Below are 16,966 nucleotides of genomic sequence, written 5' to 3' on the forward strand. Positions count from 1 at the left end.
TTTATTTCTCTATACTTGGATTTAACATATGTTCAGGAGTTAGATATTCATCTAACTTTTCTTTGGTTAAAAGTTTTCTTTCTAAAACAATATCAGCTACTTTTTTTCCAGTTTGCAAAGCTTCTTTAGCAACTGATGCTGAGTTTTCATAACCTATATAAGGATTTAAAGCTGTTACTAAACATACAGAATTTAGCATAGTTTCTTTGCAATTTTCTGGATTAGCTGTTAAATGTTTTATAGCTTTATTTGCTAAAGTTAGCATTGCATTTTCTAATAAAACCAAAGAATTAAATAAAGCATAAGCAATTCCTGGTTCAAAGGCGTTAAGTTCGAATTCTCCTCTTTCTGAACAAAGCGAAATTGTAACATCATTTCCTATTACTTCATAGCAAGCCTCTCCAACAACTTCAGGAATAACTGGATTTACTTTTCCTGGCATAATGGAACTTCCTGGTTGTAATTGAGGTAAGTTAATTTCACTTAAACCACATCTTGGACCAGAATTCATAAGTCTTAAGTCATTCACAAGTTTAGAAAGTCTAACTGCAGCAGTTTTTAAAGCACCACTAACATGAACAAAATCACCTGTATCTTGAGTGGCTGCTATAAAATCTTCAGCGGGTTTAAAAGTAGTTCCTGTAATTTCGCTAAGATATTTTTCAACTAAATTTTTATAGTCTGGATGACAGCAAATTCCAGTTCCTATAGCAGTTGCGCCTAGATTAAGATAAGTCATTGACTCTCTTGCTTTTGTTATTTTTTCTATATCACTTTTTATATAAGTTGCAAAAGCGTTAAAAGTATTTCCTAAAGTAGTTGGAACCGCATCTTCAAGCTCTGTTCTTCCTATTTTTAAAATATTTTTATATTCTTTAGCTTTGATTTCTAATTCATTTTTTAAAATTTCCATAGCTTTTAATAAATCACCCATTTTAGCATGAACTGCAACTTTAATAGAGCTTGGATAAGTATCATTTGTCGATTGTCCGAAATTTGTATTATCATTTGGATGAAGATATTGATATTCTCCTTTTTTATGTCCCATCATTTCAAGAGCAACATTTGTTATAACTTCATTTACATTCATATTGGTGCTTGTTCCAGCTCCACCTTGTATCATATCAACAACAAATTGATCTAAAAATTCTCCATTGATAATTCTATCACAAGCCTTTGCTATAAAATCAGCTCTATTGGCTTCAATCATTCCTAAATCTTTATTAGCTAAAGCAGCTGCTTTTTTAACTTGTGCAAAAGCTTTAATAAAATAAGGATATTCTTTTAGTTTTCTTCCGCTCATTTGGAAATTTTCCAAAGCTCTATAAGTTTGAATTCCATAATAAACATCATTAGGAATTTCTAGTTCTCCGATAAAATCATGTTCTTTTCTTAAACTCATTGTCAAGCCTTTCTTTTGGAATAATTTATTATAAAAAATAGATTTATAATAAATATTATAATAGAATCATAGTTAATAATTAATTAATAAAAAATTAATTATTAATTTTTTATTGTATTAATAAAAAAATAATTTAATAATAAATATTTTTTTACAGATATAAAAACTATTTTTATTTTGCTACAATTTTATTAAATTTTTCAAAGTATTTTTTAAGGATAATAATGGAAAATTTAAATATTAAACTCCACCAAATTAAAATGAATGATGATTGGAAAGAATTTTTAAAAGATGAATTTTATAAACCATATTTTTTAGAGCTTAAAAGAAAATATGTAGAAGCTATAAAAGAAAATAAAATTATATATCCACCATCTAATTTAACTTTTAATGCTTTTAATCTTACTCCTTTGTATTCTTTAAAAGTTATTTTAATCGGACAAGATCCTTATCATCAACCAAATCAAGCTATGGGTCTTAGTTTTTCTGTTCCAAATGGGGTTAGAATTCCTCCAAGTTTAATAAATATTTATAAAGAATTAAATAATGATTTAGGTATAAGTATCCCAAAAAGTGGCGATTTAAGTTCTTGGGCTAAACAAGGAGTTTTGTTATTAAATTCTATTCTTAGTGTAGAAGCAGGAAAAGCAGCAAGTCATAGTCAGTGGGGATGGCAAGAATTTAGTGATGCTGTAATTTCTAATTTAAATGATAGAAGAGAAAATCTTATATTTTTACTTTGGGGTAATTTTGCTAAAAGCAAGAAAAGATTAATTGATTCACAAAAACATTTTATACTAGAAGCTGCTCATCCTAGTCCTTTGGCTGGAAATAAATTTTTAGGATGTAAGCATTTTTCTAAAGTTAATGAAATTTTAAAAAAACTAGGAAAAACACCTATAAATTGGGATTTAAATTTCTAAAAATTATTTTAAAAAATTCTTAATAGAATTTCTATTAAGAATTTATCTAAATAAATTTTTAAAATCTGTAGTTTGTGTATTGTAGATTGTATTATTACCTATAGATCCAGTAGCTATAATACTTGCTAGTTGTGCGAGAATGGTTTTAATCTCATCTCTTTTATCTTCTATATAAGATAAAATTCCTTCATATCCGTTATTTTCGAGCATTAATAAAGGATTTGTGATTTCAAATTCAAACAATTGTTCTCCAGCATAGACATTAAAAATATTTCCAAATAAAGTCACACTCATAAAAGAGCAATTTTGAATTAAAGATGCAACATTAGCATCTAAGGTTCTTTTTTGTATGTCATCAAGATGATTAAGCTCTAATCTTTGATTTATATTTTGAGAAACTTTTTTTAAGGTTAGATCTAAAACTTGCAAAGCCCCGATAAAATCATTAGCATCATTAATTTGAGAGCAAATTCGTTTTGCTTCAAAACGACTCATTTCTTTTACTTCACCTAGATGTTTTTTAAGTGTATTTAATCCATCCATTTTTGTCCTTCAATTAATATTTCTAAAAATAGAAAGCAAATACTATTCCTTTATTTGTATAGAATCATTAATCCATATAATTACTTCATTGCTTAATTTATTACAACCTATTTCAAAGGCTTTAAGAATTTCTCTTGGAGTATTATTTGTAATTTTTTCTTTGATGGTAAAATACTTATGAGATATTAAAGCATTATTTTTTACATCAATTAAATTAAGACTTATATTTATTTTTGCGTAATTATCATTTTCTTTTAGAATTTGTTCAAAAGAGTCTATACGTCCTTCTAGTACAATATCAGCATTTATTTTGCTATGTTTTCCAATTAAAGTTTTAAAAAGATGACTTCTTTCTAATTTATCTAATAACATAAAACGTAATAAATTATTAGGAGTATCCGCCCAAAAATGATAAGCATAAATGTCACTTATATCATCTTTTATATAAGTTATATTTTTTGAATTTAAATATAAAGGAAGATCAAGATCTAAAATTTTTAGGGTTTTATCTGTGGTTTTAAAACTTTGATTAAAATCTTGTTCATTGCTTTTTAGTATAAATTCTTGAGATATATCTGTAGTTTTAATTGAGCAAGCACTTAAAAATACCAATATAAATAATAATATAGCTTTCATTTATTCTCCTGGTCCCAATTTTGGCTTATTGTTTTTAAATATCAAATCTGATGGACTTCTTCTTAAATCTTTTAAGAGTTGATTACTTTCTAAAAGTAAGATTTTAAAAAGTTCTAAATTAGAGAGCAAAGAAAAACGTAGATCATCGAAGTTTTCAAGTTTATCATCGGTTTTTTTAATAAGATTATTAAACAAAGTAGAACTATTATTGATATTTTCAAGACTTAATCTAGCATTTTTAGATAAAATACTCACTTCATCTGCCATTATCCCTAGTTTTTTGCTTGTGGTTATGAGATTTTCATTTAAAAGATCAAAATTTTGATTGATATTTGAGCTTAGTGTAGCTAAATTTTGCAAAATAAGTTCTACGTTTTTTAAATTTTTATCACTCAGTAAAATTTTTGATTTATTATCGGCTGTTTTTACAAGAGAAAAAATATGCTCACTTTGTTTATCGATCGCTGTAAAAAAGCTTTCTTTAAATTTTATAATAGGAATGTATGTTTTTGTACTTATTAATTTTTTAGAATTTTTACTTCCGCCTTGAAGTTGGATAAATTTAAGCCCTGTTATGCCTTGAAGTTGTAAAGTAGCGAAAGTGTCTTCTTTTATAGGGGTATTTTTTTTCACTTTAATAAGTATATTAACACTTAAATTATCTTTTTCATCAATACTAATTTTTTCAACATTTCCTATCTCAACCCCTAAAAGTCTTACAGGTGCTTTTACGCTTAATCCTGCCACAGATTCTTGAGTGTGAATTTCATAAAAGCTAAATTCTTCATCTTTTGAATATCCTTCAAACCATATTATAAAAATAAAACTAAAAAAGAATACACCAAAGACAAAAAATCCTATCCAAAAATAACTTGCCTTATTTTCCATAATTACTCCATAAATCTTTGATAAAGCTTTTTATTTTGGGTTTTAAGTTCTTCACAAGTTCCCATAAAAGCGACTTTTTTATCTTCTAAAATGATAAAGCGATCAAGTAGGGTTTTCATACTATCTTTATCGTGGGTTACTAAAATAATATTTAAATTAAAACTTTTTTTCAAATTTAAGATGAGTTCATCAAAAGCACGGCTACTATAAGGATCTAATCCTGAAGTTGGTTCATCTAAAAATAAAAGTTTAGAATCAAGTGCTAAAGCTCTGGCAATAGCTACTCTTTTTTGCATACCTCCACTTAATTCGCTAGGGTAAAGATTTAAAACATTTTCATCAAGACCTACCATTTTAATTTTCATATGAACAATTTCTTCAATTGCATTATAATCAAGCTTTGTGTATTCTCTTAAAGGAGTAGCTATATTTTCAAAAACAGAAAAAAAACTAAAAAGTGCGGCAAATTGAAAAACAACTCCCCATTTTTTTTGTAAAATTAGAGCATTTTTTTCACTAATACCTTTTAATTTGAAGCCTAAAATTTCGTATTCTCCCCCATCAAAATGCTCTAAAAGAAGCATTTGTTTTAAAAGAACTGACTTTCCGCTTCCACTTCCGCCCAAAATTCCAAAAATTTCATTTTCTTTAATTTCAAAATTAACTTTATCGTGGATAAGTTTTGTTCCAAAATAGGTTGTGATATTATGAGCTTTTATTATCATTAAAATCCAATTTTAGTTAAAAATACAGAAAATAGAGCATTAAATGCTATAATCCAAAAAATAGTATCAACAACACTTTTTGTTGTAAAAATTCCAATACTTTGAGTTGTTTTTGCTACATTAAATCCCCTAAAATTAGAAATAATCCCTATTAAAAATCCAAATATAGGAGCTTTAATAATCCCTATAAGTATATTTTTAAAATCAATAGCTTCTCTAAAGCGTCTTAAAAATTCTCCTGCATTTATATCAAGACTAAGTTTTGCAACAATTATACCCCCTAAAACACTTACAATATCGCTTATAATAACTATTAAGGGCATAGCGCAGACTAAAGCCATAACTCTTGGAATAACAATAAATTCAAAAGAATTAAATCCCATGGTATTCATAGCAGCAATTTCATCTGTAATCTTCATAACACCAATTTGTGCTGTATAAGAGCTTGCACTGCGTCCTGCTATAATAATTGCTGCTATAAGGGGTGCTAATTCTCTTGTAGCTGAAATTCCTATTAAATCAACAATGAAAATATTAGCTCCAAATTGAGCAAGTTGGTAAGCAGCTTGATAAGCTAAAACAACTCCTACTAAAAAAGCGGTTAAAATTACAATAGGGAGAGCTTTTAATATAGAATCTTCTATGTGATATAAAAAGGCAATAAATCTAAATTTCTTAGGCTTAGCAATACAAAAGGCTAAAGAGCTAAAAAATGCACCTAGGAAATAAAAGAATTGTTTAAACGTCTTAAATAAATTTACACTTAATCTGCCAATATTTATAAAATAGTCTTTATAAGAGAATTTGTTTTGTTCTTTGGGGTAAATTCTTTTATAATTTTTTTCGCACAAATTAAAAAAATGAGAAAAATTAGAACTTAAGTTGAGTCTTTGAACTTTTATATTTTTTTGTGCTAAATCATATTCTAAAGCAAGAAAAAATCTTACTCCAGCAGTATCTATAAATTCTAAATGCGTAAAATCAATGATAATATTTTTTTGACCTAATTGTTTATGAAGTTTAATTTTTGGAAGATTTGTTTTATCCCAAATTCCAAAAATTAAAAGTCTATCTAAATTTTCTTCTTCTTTAAGTTTAAAATAACAAGACATTTTATAATTTAAGTAAAAAGTCACAAAGCTTTGAAACGCTAAAACCAAAATGTTCAAATACTTCTTTTTCTTTACCGCTTTCTCCAAAATCTTTTATGGTGTAAAGTTCATCACAAAATTCGTAAAGCTCATTAGAATTAGCTGCTTCTACGCCTATAACTTTACCTTTTAAAAGTCTTTCTTGATAATCTTTGTTTTGTTTTTTAAAAAGTTCATAGCAAGGCATAGAAATAACATTGCACGCGATCCCATTTTTTTCAAGCTCATTTGCACTTTCTAAACAAAGACTAACTTCACTACCACTTGCTAAAAGGGTAAATTTAGCATTTTCATTTTCTTTAATTAAATAAGCTCCATTTTCTACATCTCCAAAAACAGGTTCTTTTAATGCTTTTAATTTTTGACGCGATAATACAAAAGCACTTGGAGTATCAGCTTTTAAAGCAATTTTCCAAGCTTTTACATTTTCAACTCCATCTGCAGGACGAAAAGTTAAAAAATTTGGCATAGCTCTAAAGGTGCTAAGTTGTTCTATAGGCTGGTGAGTTGGGCCATCTTCTCCAACTCCTATACTATCGTGAGTAAAGATAAAAAAATGTTTTATTTTCATTAAAGCTGCTATTCTTGCAGCAGGTTTTAGATATTCGCTAAAGATAAAAAATGTAGCAGAAAAAGGTAAAAATAATCCATATCTTGCAAAAGCGTTATTAATTGCTGCCATTGCGTGTTCTCTTATACCAAAATGGATATTTTTACCTTCTATAAAATCTCCCATATTGTGAAGTTCTGTTTTATTTGAAGGACCTAAATCTGCACTTCCGCCTAAAAATCCTTTTAAATTTTTAGCTAAGATATTTAAAATTTCTCCATTACTATCTCTTGTAGCTAAGTCTTTGCCTTTGAAATCAGGAAAAGTAATTTTTGAAAAATCTGGATTTAAAAGTTCTTCTAATAATTCTTTTTTATCGCTATTTTTTAATTTTGCTTTCCATCTAGCTTCTTCTAAATCTCCAAGTTCTATAGCCCCTTCAAAACGAATTTTTACTTCTTGTGGAATTTCAAAACTAAGTTCAGGATTAAAACCTGAATTTATTTTAGCTCTTTTAATAATATCTATTCCTAAAGGAGCTCCGTGACTTTTATGCGATCCTTCAAGTTCTAAGGCTTTTTTTGCTATTTTTGTATTGGCTATGATAAGACTTGGTTTTTTACAATTTTTAGCCCAAATTAAAGCTTCATTAATAGCATTAAAATCGTGTCCGTCTATTTCTTGGACTTCAAAATTTTGTGCTTTAAAACGCATTTTTACATTTTCGTTAAAAGCTAAAGCAGTATCGCCTTCTATGGATATATTATTGCTATCATAAATTAAAATAAGATTGTCTAGTTTATGCACTCCTGCCAAAGAACAAGCTTCATAAGAAATTCCTTCTTGTAAATCCCCATCTCCTAAAAAGCAATAAATTTTATGATCAATAAGATCTTCTCCTAGCAAAAAAGCTGCTTTTTTTGCTGCCATTGCAAAACCTACAGCATTAGCCACTCCTTGTCCTAATGGACCTGTGGCAATTTCTATACCTGGAGTTGAGATTTCTGGATGTCCTGGTGTTTTAGAATGAATTTGTCTAAAATTTTTAAGATCTTCTAAGCTTAAATCATAGCCACAAAGATGGAGGAAGCTATAAATTAAAGCACTTGCGTGTCCACCTGAAAAAATAAGTCTATCGCGATTAAGCCAATTAGGATTTTTAGGATTATGTTTTAGATGAAGACTAAGAGTTGTTAAAATATCAGCTAAACCTAAGGCAACTCCTGGATGTCCTGAGTTGGCTTTTTCTATCATATCAGCGCTTAAAAATCTTAAAGTATCTGCTTGTTTTTGAAGAATTTGTATATCCATATTTTACCTTTATTGCAAATATTGCGTAATTAAATTAAATAGTAATTTTGCTAAATTTTTATCTAGAGTTTGAAGATTGTTTTTACATTCTTTGATTAGTTTTTCTTTATGTGAAATAGCTTGTTCAAGCCCTAATAAATTAACAAAAGAATTTTTATTAATATCAGATTTTGAAGATTTTCCACTTTCTTTTTCATTCATTATAACATCAATAATATCATCATTAATTTGAAAGATAAGACCAAGTTTTAAACCTATATTATAAATTTGTTCTGTTTCTTGTGGATCTAATTCACAAATTTCACAACCCATTTTTAAACTAGCGGCTATTAATCTAGCAGTTTTGTGTATATGTAAAAATTCAAGTTCTTCTAAATTTAGTTTTTGATTTTCAAAAAAACAATCAATAGCCTGTCCTATAATCATACCATTAATTCCTGCATTAAAGGCTAGGGTTTGTATTAGATTAATTTTAATGCTATCTTTTAATTTTAAACGCGAGAGCAATAAAAAGGCTTCTGTGTTTAAAGCATCGCCTACTAAAATAGCTGTAGCTTCATCATAGGCTTTATGCAAAGTTTTAAGATTGCGACGTAAATCAGCATTATCCATAGCAGGTAGATCATCGTGGATTAAAGAATAAGTATGCATAAATTCTAAAGCCAAAGCAGCATCTAGTGCATCAGATAAAAGTTTTGGATTTTTAGCTTCTACTACTCCTAAAAGGAGTTGGGCACGAAAATGTTTTCCTCCCGCTTTAAGCATTGAAGCTAGGGCTTCATTGAAAAAAGGATGGAAACTTTTTACATTTGGAAGATGGCTATTTAAGTGTTTTGTAAAAAGTTCTTTCACTTCCTAAGCCTTATGAAAAATTGAAATTCACCATCTGCTCTAGAGTTAATATCGGTTGCTAAATTATCATAAAAGCGACTTAAAGGCAGTTTATCACTTTTTCTTTGGATTAAAACATTAAAATCATTTCCTTTTATAAGAATATCTTGTAAATTTTTAAAGTCTTTAATAATTTGATTATTAACACGTAAAATTTGATCGCCAACCATAAATCCTGCTGTTGCTGCTTTAGAATTTGGTTCAACTTTTGTTATGATAAGAGCTTTATTAACACTTAGGCCTAAATTACTTTTAAAACTTGTTGGAGCTGGTTTTGGTTTATTGCTTGGAAGATTAAAATGACTTATATCTTTTTCAAAGACAACGCTTGAGATATTAAGTTCTTGATTATCTCTTAAAACATTAAAATAAAGCGTGCTTCCCCTGTCGGCAAAAAGAATTTTTTCATTAAGTTTTCTTAAATCTTTTATGTTTTCTCCATCAACGCTAAGGATCTGATCATTGATTAAAAATTGACCATTTTTTCTTACATTTTGAACATATATTTTATTTTCTCTAAGATCAAAATCTACCCCAATATCTCCCCAATAAACATCATTATATTTCATAAAATGTTTTAAATAACGATTTCCAATAAAAGCATTGTTATTGAGTGCAATACCTAGCATATTACAACAAGGAGTGCTTAAAATTCCAATTTTTGAGTTAAAATCAAGTTGATCTCTTTCATTTAGATTTTGTGCTAAATATTTAATATGCCCTATGTAAGCTTTATCTGGATCTAAAATTCCTACCCAATCATTACGTGTTAAATTTTGTTCATCTACCATTTTTGTAGGGATAAGACTAAAATCTGTTCTTACAAGATATAAATTTAAAAATGGATCATATTTTACATATTTGTTAAGCTTTGTATCAGGTTTTTTTATAACAGCAAGTAAATTTTCACCTAAAACAAAAGCATCCATACCTTCATAATTTAATTTACTTGCTTTATTTCTTTCGTAACAAGCTACAAAATCTTCAAATCTTGGTCTTTCTATCGCAAAAGATAAAGAAAGCAAAATAAAAAAACTTAATAAAATTTTAATCATAATTTTAACCCTCCTAAAACATCTGTGGCTAAAGAATTACGATTTCTTGCAACCATAGATAAAACATCGTTAGTGGCAGAAATAAGTAAAATTTGCAAAGATTCTTTATCTTCAAGTAAAGAATCATCTATATTAATGTCAATAATTTCACCTTTTCCATTTGCACTGACCTTAACAAGTCCTGCACCACTTTTTGCACAAAATTCTTTTTTATCAAGTTCTGATTCCATGGCTTTTGCTTTTTCTTGAACCTTGTTTAAAAGTTCTCCCATTTTTGAAAGATCTAAATTATCAAACATTTATTTTCCTTGATTTTTATAAAATTCTTGAATAATAATTTTATCACTAAAAGGATATTTTATACCTTTAATCTCTTGGTAGCTCTCATCTCCTTTGCCTAAAATTAAAACCAAATCATCTTGTTCTTTTAGTTTTAAAGCTTTATAAATAGCTTCTTTGCGATCTGTTATTGTTAAAACTTTTGATTTATTTTCAAATCCTTGCAAAATATCTTCTATAATTTTATTGGGCTCTTCATCTCTTGGATTATCACTTGTAATAATAGCTAATTTAGCATAGTGTTCAACAATTTTTCCCATTAAAGGACGTTTGCTTTTGTCTCTATTTCCTCCCGCACCAAAAACAACAATCATTTTTTTATCTTTAAAGGTATCAAGGATTTTTTCAATTCCATCTGGAGTATGGGCAAAATCGACAATTACATTTTTTGCTATCTCTTCAACTCTTCCGCAAACTCCTCCAAAATTTGAAATAGCAGCTTCTAGTTTTTTTATATCAGGTTTTAAAAGTTCATTAATAAGAGCACTTGCAGCTAAAAGATTATAAAGATTAAAAAGACCAAGCAAAGAAGAGTTGATATGGAAACTCTTTTGATTTCCGGCCATTACAATAGCTGAAACACCTTCATTTAAAGAATAGGCTTTAATATGATAATAAGAAGGATTTTCTATGCTATAAGTAAAAGAATTTTTTACATTAAAACGAATAGTTTTTGCATCTTTATTGATAAATTTTATACTTTCATCTGTAAAAAAACTTTCTTTGGCTAAAAGATAATTGTTAAAATTTTGATGAAAATCTAGATGATCTATTGTGATATTGGTAAAAATTTTTGCTTTAAATTTTAAACCTTCAATGCGATTTTGAACTAAAGCATGTGAGCTTACTTCCATCACAAAAAAATCACATCTTTCTTTACTTGCCTTGCTTAAATATTCTAAAGTTTTTAATATAGGCTCTGTGGTAAGAGATTTTTCATTAATTTGTTTATCATTTATAAAAGCACCTCTTGTTCCACAAAGAGCACATTTATATCCTAAATCTAGTAAAATAGAATAAATAGCAGCTGCAGTTGTTGTTTTGCCATTTGTTCCTGTTATACCTATAATTTGAATATTTTCATCAATATCTAAAAGTTTTTTACATTCTTCTACATTGATGATTTTTGCACCTTGTTTTTTAGCTTGATCAATAAATTGTTTGTTTTGACTATTGCATAAGAAAAAACAATCTTTTTGACATTCTAAAGAATTATCGGTTATAAAAGTGTCTTTAAATTTTAGAATCATTTTTCATCTTTAATAATTTTTTTTGAATTTTAATAAATTTTTTATTTGCCCAAAAATGTAAGAAAACATCTTCTATATAATTTAAAGTAAAATCTTTATAACCATTATCAAGAAGCTTTTCTAAAAATTCTAAAAAATCTTCTTTATCATTGATGACTAATTTTCCAGAATAAATAATATTTTCAAAAGATTTTTTAAAGCCAATTTTTTCTTCGCTTATTAAAAAATCTTTATAATTAAGGGCATAACCATCTTCAAATTCACTTTCTTTTGGTAATGCATTTTTAAATTCAATAGAGTTCAAAATTTGATCAAAATCTTTATCGATGAATTTTAAGCGATAATTGTCTATATAGAATTCAAAAAGCAAAAGAGCTTCTTGAGGATGATTTAAGGCTAAATCACAAAGATTTATGAAATTTAATAAACGTTTATTTTTTCTTTTTTCATAAGCTAAAGAAAAATAAGTTTTTGCAGTTTTAAAATCTTTCCTATAAAAATGATCAATGCCAAGCTGTTTATAATTTTGCAAATTCTTGTGCTCCACCATCTAAATTAATAAGAGTTATATCAGGATGAATGTCAATTTTTAATTGTCTTTCAAGCCCATATTTTAAAGTTGTTCCACTTGCTGAACAACCTTTACAAGCACCAATTAGATGAACATAAACTACGCCTTTTTTTATTCCTAAAAATTCTAACCCCCCGCCATCTCTTTCTAAAATGTGTATATTTTTTTCCAAACAAGCTTTAACAGGATTTACAAGCTCTTCATCACTAAAAGGCATCATGCTTTTACCCTTTTATTTGAAATTTTTAAAAATACTTTAGCACGATTGTATTTAAAAAAAGGTAAATTAAACCTTAGTTTATTCTTCTTCCCTAGCAAGATTTTCAAGACTTTTTAATCCTTCTTCTCCTATAAGATTTTTTCCTTTTAAAGTTCCAAATATAGCATTTAAAGAGCCTACGATAGAATGAGAATTAAAACTCAAACTTTCTATAGCTCTTGCTCTTTTTTTCCATATGTTTTGCATAGCTCTCATTTCACTTTCTAAATCTTCTTTCATATTTTGATAAGTTTTTAAAATCAAAGTCATTTGAGTGCTAAATTCTTTAGAATTTAAATATTCGTATAAAAGATGATTTTTTTCTTCTTTATTTTCTAAAGAATTTTTAAGTCTATGAAAATTTATAATGCTTTCTCTAATAACGCAAATTGCACTTTTAAATTCATTGAAAGTGCAAATTAAAATTCCTTCTTTAAAATGAATTTTTTGTTGATCTTTTGGCATAGTTTTTGTGAGTAAAATAGCAATATCTACTTTTGTTTTAATGCTATCTTGTTTAAGTTTATCAAGCCATTCTTTATTAAATTCTTTAGTTCTTTTACTCTCATATAAAATACTTCCACAAATATTTCCAAAATGATCTTTAACAATATGCAAGCAATCTGCTCCATTGATGCCTTTTGGAACCTCTTTAATCTCATCTGTTAAAAATTCATTTTTTAAAAATTCTTCTATAAGAAGTTCTTGTGCTTCTCCTTGAAGTTGTTGTGATCCTTGTTCTGCTTTTCTTTTTGCGGCATCAAGTTCTTTTTTGATGCTTTCTAGTTGTAGCTTTAGTTCTTGTTGCTTTAATTCTTCTTCGTTTTTTTTATGTTCAAATTCAATACGCAAACGTTCTTTTTCAAATTCTAAATTTTTCTTTTCTTGTTCTTTAAATTCTTTAAAAGCTTCTTGTTTGGCTAAAAATTTGATTTTTTCTTCATTTTCTTTTTGTTCTCTTTTTAATTGTTCATTTTCAGCCTTTAGAAAAATTAATTCACTTAATTCTTTACTTTTTTTCTCTAATTCATCTTGCATTAATTGTTTTTCTTTCTCGTGTTCTTTAATAAAATTTTGAATGAATTGCTTTTTAAAGTTGTCTTGTTCTTTTTGCATTGATTTTTCTATTTGATCTATTTGATTTTTCAAACCCTCTTGAATTTTTTGCTTAATAATTTCTTCTTGTTTTACCTTTTCTTCTTCAAGTTTGGCTAAATGTTTTTTATACTCCAATCTTTTTTCTTCTACTTCTTTATTAAATTCTTGTTTTTGTTTTTGAATTTCTAAATTTGCTTGATTTAAAACTTGAGTATAAAGTGCTTGATTGATATTTATAAATTCATTACATTTTGGACATTGAATTTGTTTTTCATAAATTTGCATAATATTTCCTTTATGGTATTTTAAATATTTTAACATATAATAAAAGCTTTGTTTTAGGAATATAGTTTGTATTGATAGAATTTATGTTAAATTTTTGTTTTAAGGAAAATTAATGCAAAAACCTACTTCAATTCAAGGATTTAAAAAATTTAAACTCATTATAATTTTAGCTTTAATGTCTAGTATAGCCCCACTTTCTACAGATATGTATTTACCAGCTTTAACTCACGTAGAACAAAGTTTTAAAACAAGTACTTTTTTAACACAACTTTCTTTAGCAAGTTTTTTTATAGCCTTTTCTTTAGGACAGCTTATATATGGTCCTTTAAGTGATATTTTTGGGCGTAAAAAACCTGTTATTTTTGGAATTTTACTTTTTATGATTTCTAGTTTTGCTTGTGTTATGGTGGATAATATTTTTCTTTTTATTTTATTAAGATTTTTACAAGCTCTTGGTGGGTGTGCAGGTATTGTGATAGCAAGAGCTATTGTTAATGATTTATTTGAAATCAAAGAAGCAACGGGGATTTTTGCATTAATGATGGTTTTTTCATCTTTAGCTCCTATGATTTCTCCTACTTTTGGAGGAATACTTCTTGATTATTTTTCTTGGCATAGTATTTTTATCACCTTATTTATTCTTGGGATCATTTTATTTTTTATGATAATTTTTGGACTTCAAGAAAGTGCAAATTTAACCCAAAGTCAAAAATTTTCATTTAGGCAAACTTTAAGTGCTTATAGTATTGTTTTGAAAGATAAGATTTTTTTAACTTATGTATTGTCTGCTTCATTAGCTCTTAGTGCTATGTTTGCATATATTACAGGATCTAGTTTTATTTTTACAAAATTTTTTGATTTAAGTGAGCAAAAATTCGCAATACTTTTTGGTTTAAATGCCTTTGGTTTTGTTCTTTGTGCAAATATTAATGCAAGATTAGTTTTAAAATTTAATTCTGAGAAAATTTTATCTTATGCATTATTTTTAATGCTTGTTGCAACTTTAATTTTATTTTTAAGTGCTTTTTTAAATCCTAATTTTTATCTTTTTGAGATATTGATTTTTATAAGCATAGCTTGTTTAGGTTTTATAGCGCCAAATACTACAACTTTAGCTATGGCGAGATTTAAGCAATGTTCTGGCACAGCTTCTGCTATACTTGGAACTATGCAGTTTGCTTTGGCTGGATTTATTTCATTTTTTGTTGGAATTATAAATGCAAATACTCCTATAGTTTTGGCATTTTTAATGTGTATATGTGTTTTTTTGGCAAATATGGTTTATTTTATTACAAAATTAAAAAATTATTCTGTTACGAAAATACTCAATTAAATTTAAATATATATTAAAACTCCTACTTTAATTTATCGTTTTGCTAAAATCTAAAAAGATAAAATCAAAAAGGATGAAAATATGTGGGAACAAGTTTATGATCCGCTAGGAAATATTTGGCTTAGTGCTTTATTTGCCTTTTTGCCTATATTTTGTTTTTTAATATGTTTAGTCTTTTTTAAACTTAAAGGCTATCAGGCAGGATTTTTAACAGTTGTGTTGGCTTCTTTAGTAGCTTTAATAATTTATAAAATGCCTTGGAATTTAGTTGGAGCTAGTTTTATACAAGGTTTTATAAATGGAATGTGGCCTATTGCTTGGATTATTATTGCAGCAATTTTTCTTTATAAGCTTTCAATTAAATCAGGTTCTTTTGAAATCATTAAACAAAGTATGATGAGTATTACTCCTGATCATAGAATTCAAGTTATTTTAATAGGTTTTTGTTTTGGTTCTTTTCTAGAAGGAGCCATTGGTTTTGGTGGTCCCATTGCTATTACGGCTGCACTTTTGGTAGGACTTGGTTTTAAACCTTTACAAGCTGCTGGGCTTTGTTTGATAGCAAATACTGCTCCTGTTGCTTTTGGAGCAGTAGGAATTCCAGTAACTGCTATGTGTGATCTTTTAGGAATTCAAGGGGGAGCTATTTCTGCTATGATAGGGCGTATGCTTGTGCCACTTTCTTTTATAGTTCCTTTTTTTGTAGTTTTTTTAATGGATGGATTTAAAGGTATTAAAGAAACTTTTGCACCTGTTTTGGTAGCATCAATTAGTTTTACTTTAACTCAATTTTTGAGTTCAAATTATTTGGGTGCTGAGCTTCCGAGTATTATTTCGGCAGTTGTTTCTCTTGCTCTTACTATAATTTTTCTAAAATTTTATAAAATTAAAAATATATATCGCGTAGATGGAAAAACAGATTTTAAAAATGATTTAAATTTGAATATGGGTTTAATAATTAAAGCTTGGACCCCTTTTATTTTACTTATCGTATGTATAATTTTTTGGACTCAACCATTTTTTAAAGAACTTTTTTCAAAAGATGGAATTTTAGCTTTTACAAGCATTAGTTTAACTTTTAATAATATAAGTGGAGGTATCTTAAGTCCTTCTATAGTAGATAATACAATATTAAAACCTATAAATTTAGGACTTGGAATAGACTTAATTAATGGAAAAAATGTTGCTCAAGCTGGAACAGCTATACTTTTTGCAGCTTTTTTAACTATTGTTATATTAAAAATTAAAGCAAATGATGCTGTTGAATGTTTTAATGCAACTTTAAAAGAAATGGCTATACCTTGTCTTACCATAGGTCTTGTTGTGGCTTTTGCTTTTGTGTCTAAAAATAGTGGTATGAGTTCAACTTTAGGACTTGCTTTTGCACATACAGGAGGAGCCTTTTCTTTCTTTTCTCCTATTATTGGTTGGATAGGAGTTTTCTTAACAGGATCGGATACTAGTGCAAATTTACTTTTTGGAGCCCTTCAGCAAATTAGTGCACAAAAACTTGGAGTAAGCGAAGCTTTATTTTTAGCAGCTAACTCAGTTGGTGGAGTAGTTGGAAAAATGATTAGTCCTCAAAGTATAGCTGTTGCTTGTGCTGCAGTAGGCCTTGTAGGAAGAGAATCAGAGCTTTTTAAATTCACTCTTAAGTATTCTATAGCTTTTGTTATTTTGGTAGGAATTTGGACTTGTATAATAGCTTTCTTTTTGCAAGGTATCATTCCTCCTGTAGTTTTAAAATAGAAAGGTT

Annotated in this window: 17 protein-coding genes; 3 read left to right on the plus strand and 14 right to left on the minus strand. The window is 27.6% G+C overall.

What is annotated here, in order from left to right; all coding sequences use genetic code 11:
• Position 1: 1 nt before the first annotated feature.
• Positions 2-1,402, minus strand: coding sequence for an aspartate ammonia-lyase (locus tag GQV94_RS01885; RefSeq protein WP_200169276.1), 1,401 nt, complete (start codon positions 1,400-1,402; stop codon positions 2-4).
• Positions 1,403-1,626: 224 nt separating this feature from the next.
• On the opposite strand from GQV94_RS01885, the gene ung reads away from it, so the two are divergent.
• The gene (gene ung, locus GQV94_RS01890; RefSeq protein WP_200169277.1) at positions 1,627-2,325 is read left to right on the plus strand and encodes a uracil-DNA glycosylase; all 699 of its coding nucleotides are present in this window, start codon (positions 1,627-1,629) and stop codon (positions 2,323-2,325) included.
• A gap of 42 nt (positions 2,326-2,367) precedes the next feature.
• Here ung and GQV94_RS01895 read toward each other — a convergent pair whose 3' ends face one another.
• The 13 genes from GQV94_RS01895 to GQV94_RS01955 form a co-directional block, all read right to left on the minus strand.
• A complete protein-coding gene (locus GQV94_RS01895; protein ID WP_200169278.1) occupies positions 2,368-2,868 on the minus strand; it encodes a flagellar FLiS export co-chaperone in 501 nt (166 codons plus the stop codon).
• A 42-nt stretch (positions 2,869-2,910) separates the two neighbouring features.
• Entirely contained in the window at positions 2,911-3,504 is a 594-nt protein-coding gene (locus tag GQV94_RS01900) for an ABC-type transport auxiliary lipoprotein family protein (RefSeq protein ID WP_200169279.1), read from the minus strand.
• Positions 3,505-4,392, minus strand: a complete 888-nt coding sequence (locus GQV94_RS01905) for an MlaD family protein (RefSeq protein ID WP_200169280.1) — start codon at positions 4,390-4,392, stop codon at positions 3,505-3,507.
• Positions 4,393-4,394: 2 nt separating this feature from the next.
• Complete coding sequence (locus tag GQV94_RS01910; protein ID WP_200169281.1) at positions 4,395-5,117, minus strand: ABC transporter ATP-binding protein; 723 nt, start codon at positions 5,115-5,117, stop codon at positions 4,395-4,397.
• Complete coding sequence (locus GQV94_RS01915) at positions 5,117-6,229, minus strand: ABC transporter permease (RefSeq protein ID WP_234126292.1); 1,113 nt, start codon at positions 6,227-6,229, stop codon at positions 5,117-5,119. Before GQV94_RS01915 ends, GQV94_RS01910 begins: the two co-directional genes overlap by 1 nt.
• Position 6,230: 1 nt before the next feature.
• Positions 6,231-8,129 (minus strand): transketolase, encoded by a 1,899-nt coding sequence (tkt, locus tag GQV94_RS01920; RefSeq protein ID WP_200169282.1) that lies wholly within the window; start codon positions 8,127-8,129, stop codon positions 6,231-6,233.
• Positions 8,130-8,138: 9 nt separating this feature from the next.
• On the minus strand, positions 8,139-8,981 hold the full coding sequence (locus GQV94_RS01925; protein WP_200169283.1) for a polyprenyl synthetase family protein: 843 nt from the start codon (positions 8,979-8,981) through the stop codon (positions 8,139-8,141).
• Positions 8,978-10,075 (minus strand): PDZ domain-containing protein, encoded by a 1,098-nt coding sequence (locus GQV94_RS01930; protein WP_210328592.1) that lies wholly within the window; start codon positions 10,073-10,075, stop codon positions 8,978-8,980. The genes GQV94_RS01925 and GQV94_RS01930 overlap by 4 nt, the downstream gene beginning before the upstream one ends.
• Entirely contained in the window at positions 10,072-10,374 is a 303-nt protein-coding gene (locus GQV94_RS01935; RefSeq protein ID WP_200169284.1) for a YbaB/EbfC family nucleoid-associated protein, read from the minus strand. Before GQV94_RS01935 ends, GQV94_RS01930 begins: the two co-directional genes overlap by 4 nt.
• Positions 10,375-11,664, minus strand: coding sequence for a UDP-N-acetylmuramoyl-L-alanyl-D-glutamate--2,6-diaminopimelate ligase (locus GQV94_RS01940; RefSeq protein WP_200169285.1), 1,290 nt, complete (start codon positions 11,662-11,664; stop codon positions 10,375-10,377).
• Positions 11,648-12,196 (minus strand): histidine kinase, encoded by a 549-nt coding sequence (locus tag GQV94_RS01945; protein ID WP_200169286.1) that lies wholly within the window; start codon positions 12,194-12,196, stop codon positions 11,648-11,650. The genes GQV94_RS01940 and GQV94_RS01945 overlap by 17 nt, the downstream gene beginning before the upstream one ends.
• A complete protein-coding gene (locus tag GQV94_RS01950) occupies positions 12,183-12,455 on the minus strand; it encodes a NifU family protein (RefSeq protein WP_200169287.1) in 273 nt (90 codons plus the stop codon). Before GQV94_RS01950 ends, GQV94_RS01945 begins: the two co-directional genes overlap by 14 nt.
• Positions 12,456-12,533: 78 nt before the next feature.
• On the minus strand, positions 12,534-13,877 hold the full coding sequence (locus tag GQV94_RS01955) for a DUF2130 domain-containing protein (protein WP_200169288.1): 1,344 nt from the start codon (positions 13,875-13,877) through the stop codon (positions 12,534-12,536).
• 112 nt (positions 13,878-13,989) lie between these two features.
• Between GQV94_RS01955 and GQV94_RS01960 the strand changes: the two genes are divergently transcribed.
• Positions 13,990-15,210: a multidrug effflux MFS transporter gene (locus tag GQV94_RS01960; protein WP_200169289.1), complete on the plus strand. Its 1,221-nt coding sequence runs from the start codon at positions 13,990-13,992 to the stop codon at positions 15,208-15,210.
• A gap of 81 nt (positions 15,211-15,291) precedes the next feature.
• Entirely contained in the window at positions 15,292-16,959 is a 1,668-nt protein-coding gene (locus GQV94_RS01965; protein WP_200169290.1) for an L-lactate permease, read from the plus strand.
• Positions 16,960-16,966 lie beyond the last annotated feature (7 nt).

This window comes from Campylobacter sp. TTU_617 (assembly GCF_016599045.1).
Classification (GTDB): Bacteria; Campylobacterota; Campylobacteria; order Campylobacterales; family Campylobacteraceae; genus Campylobacter_D.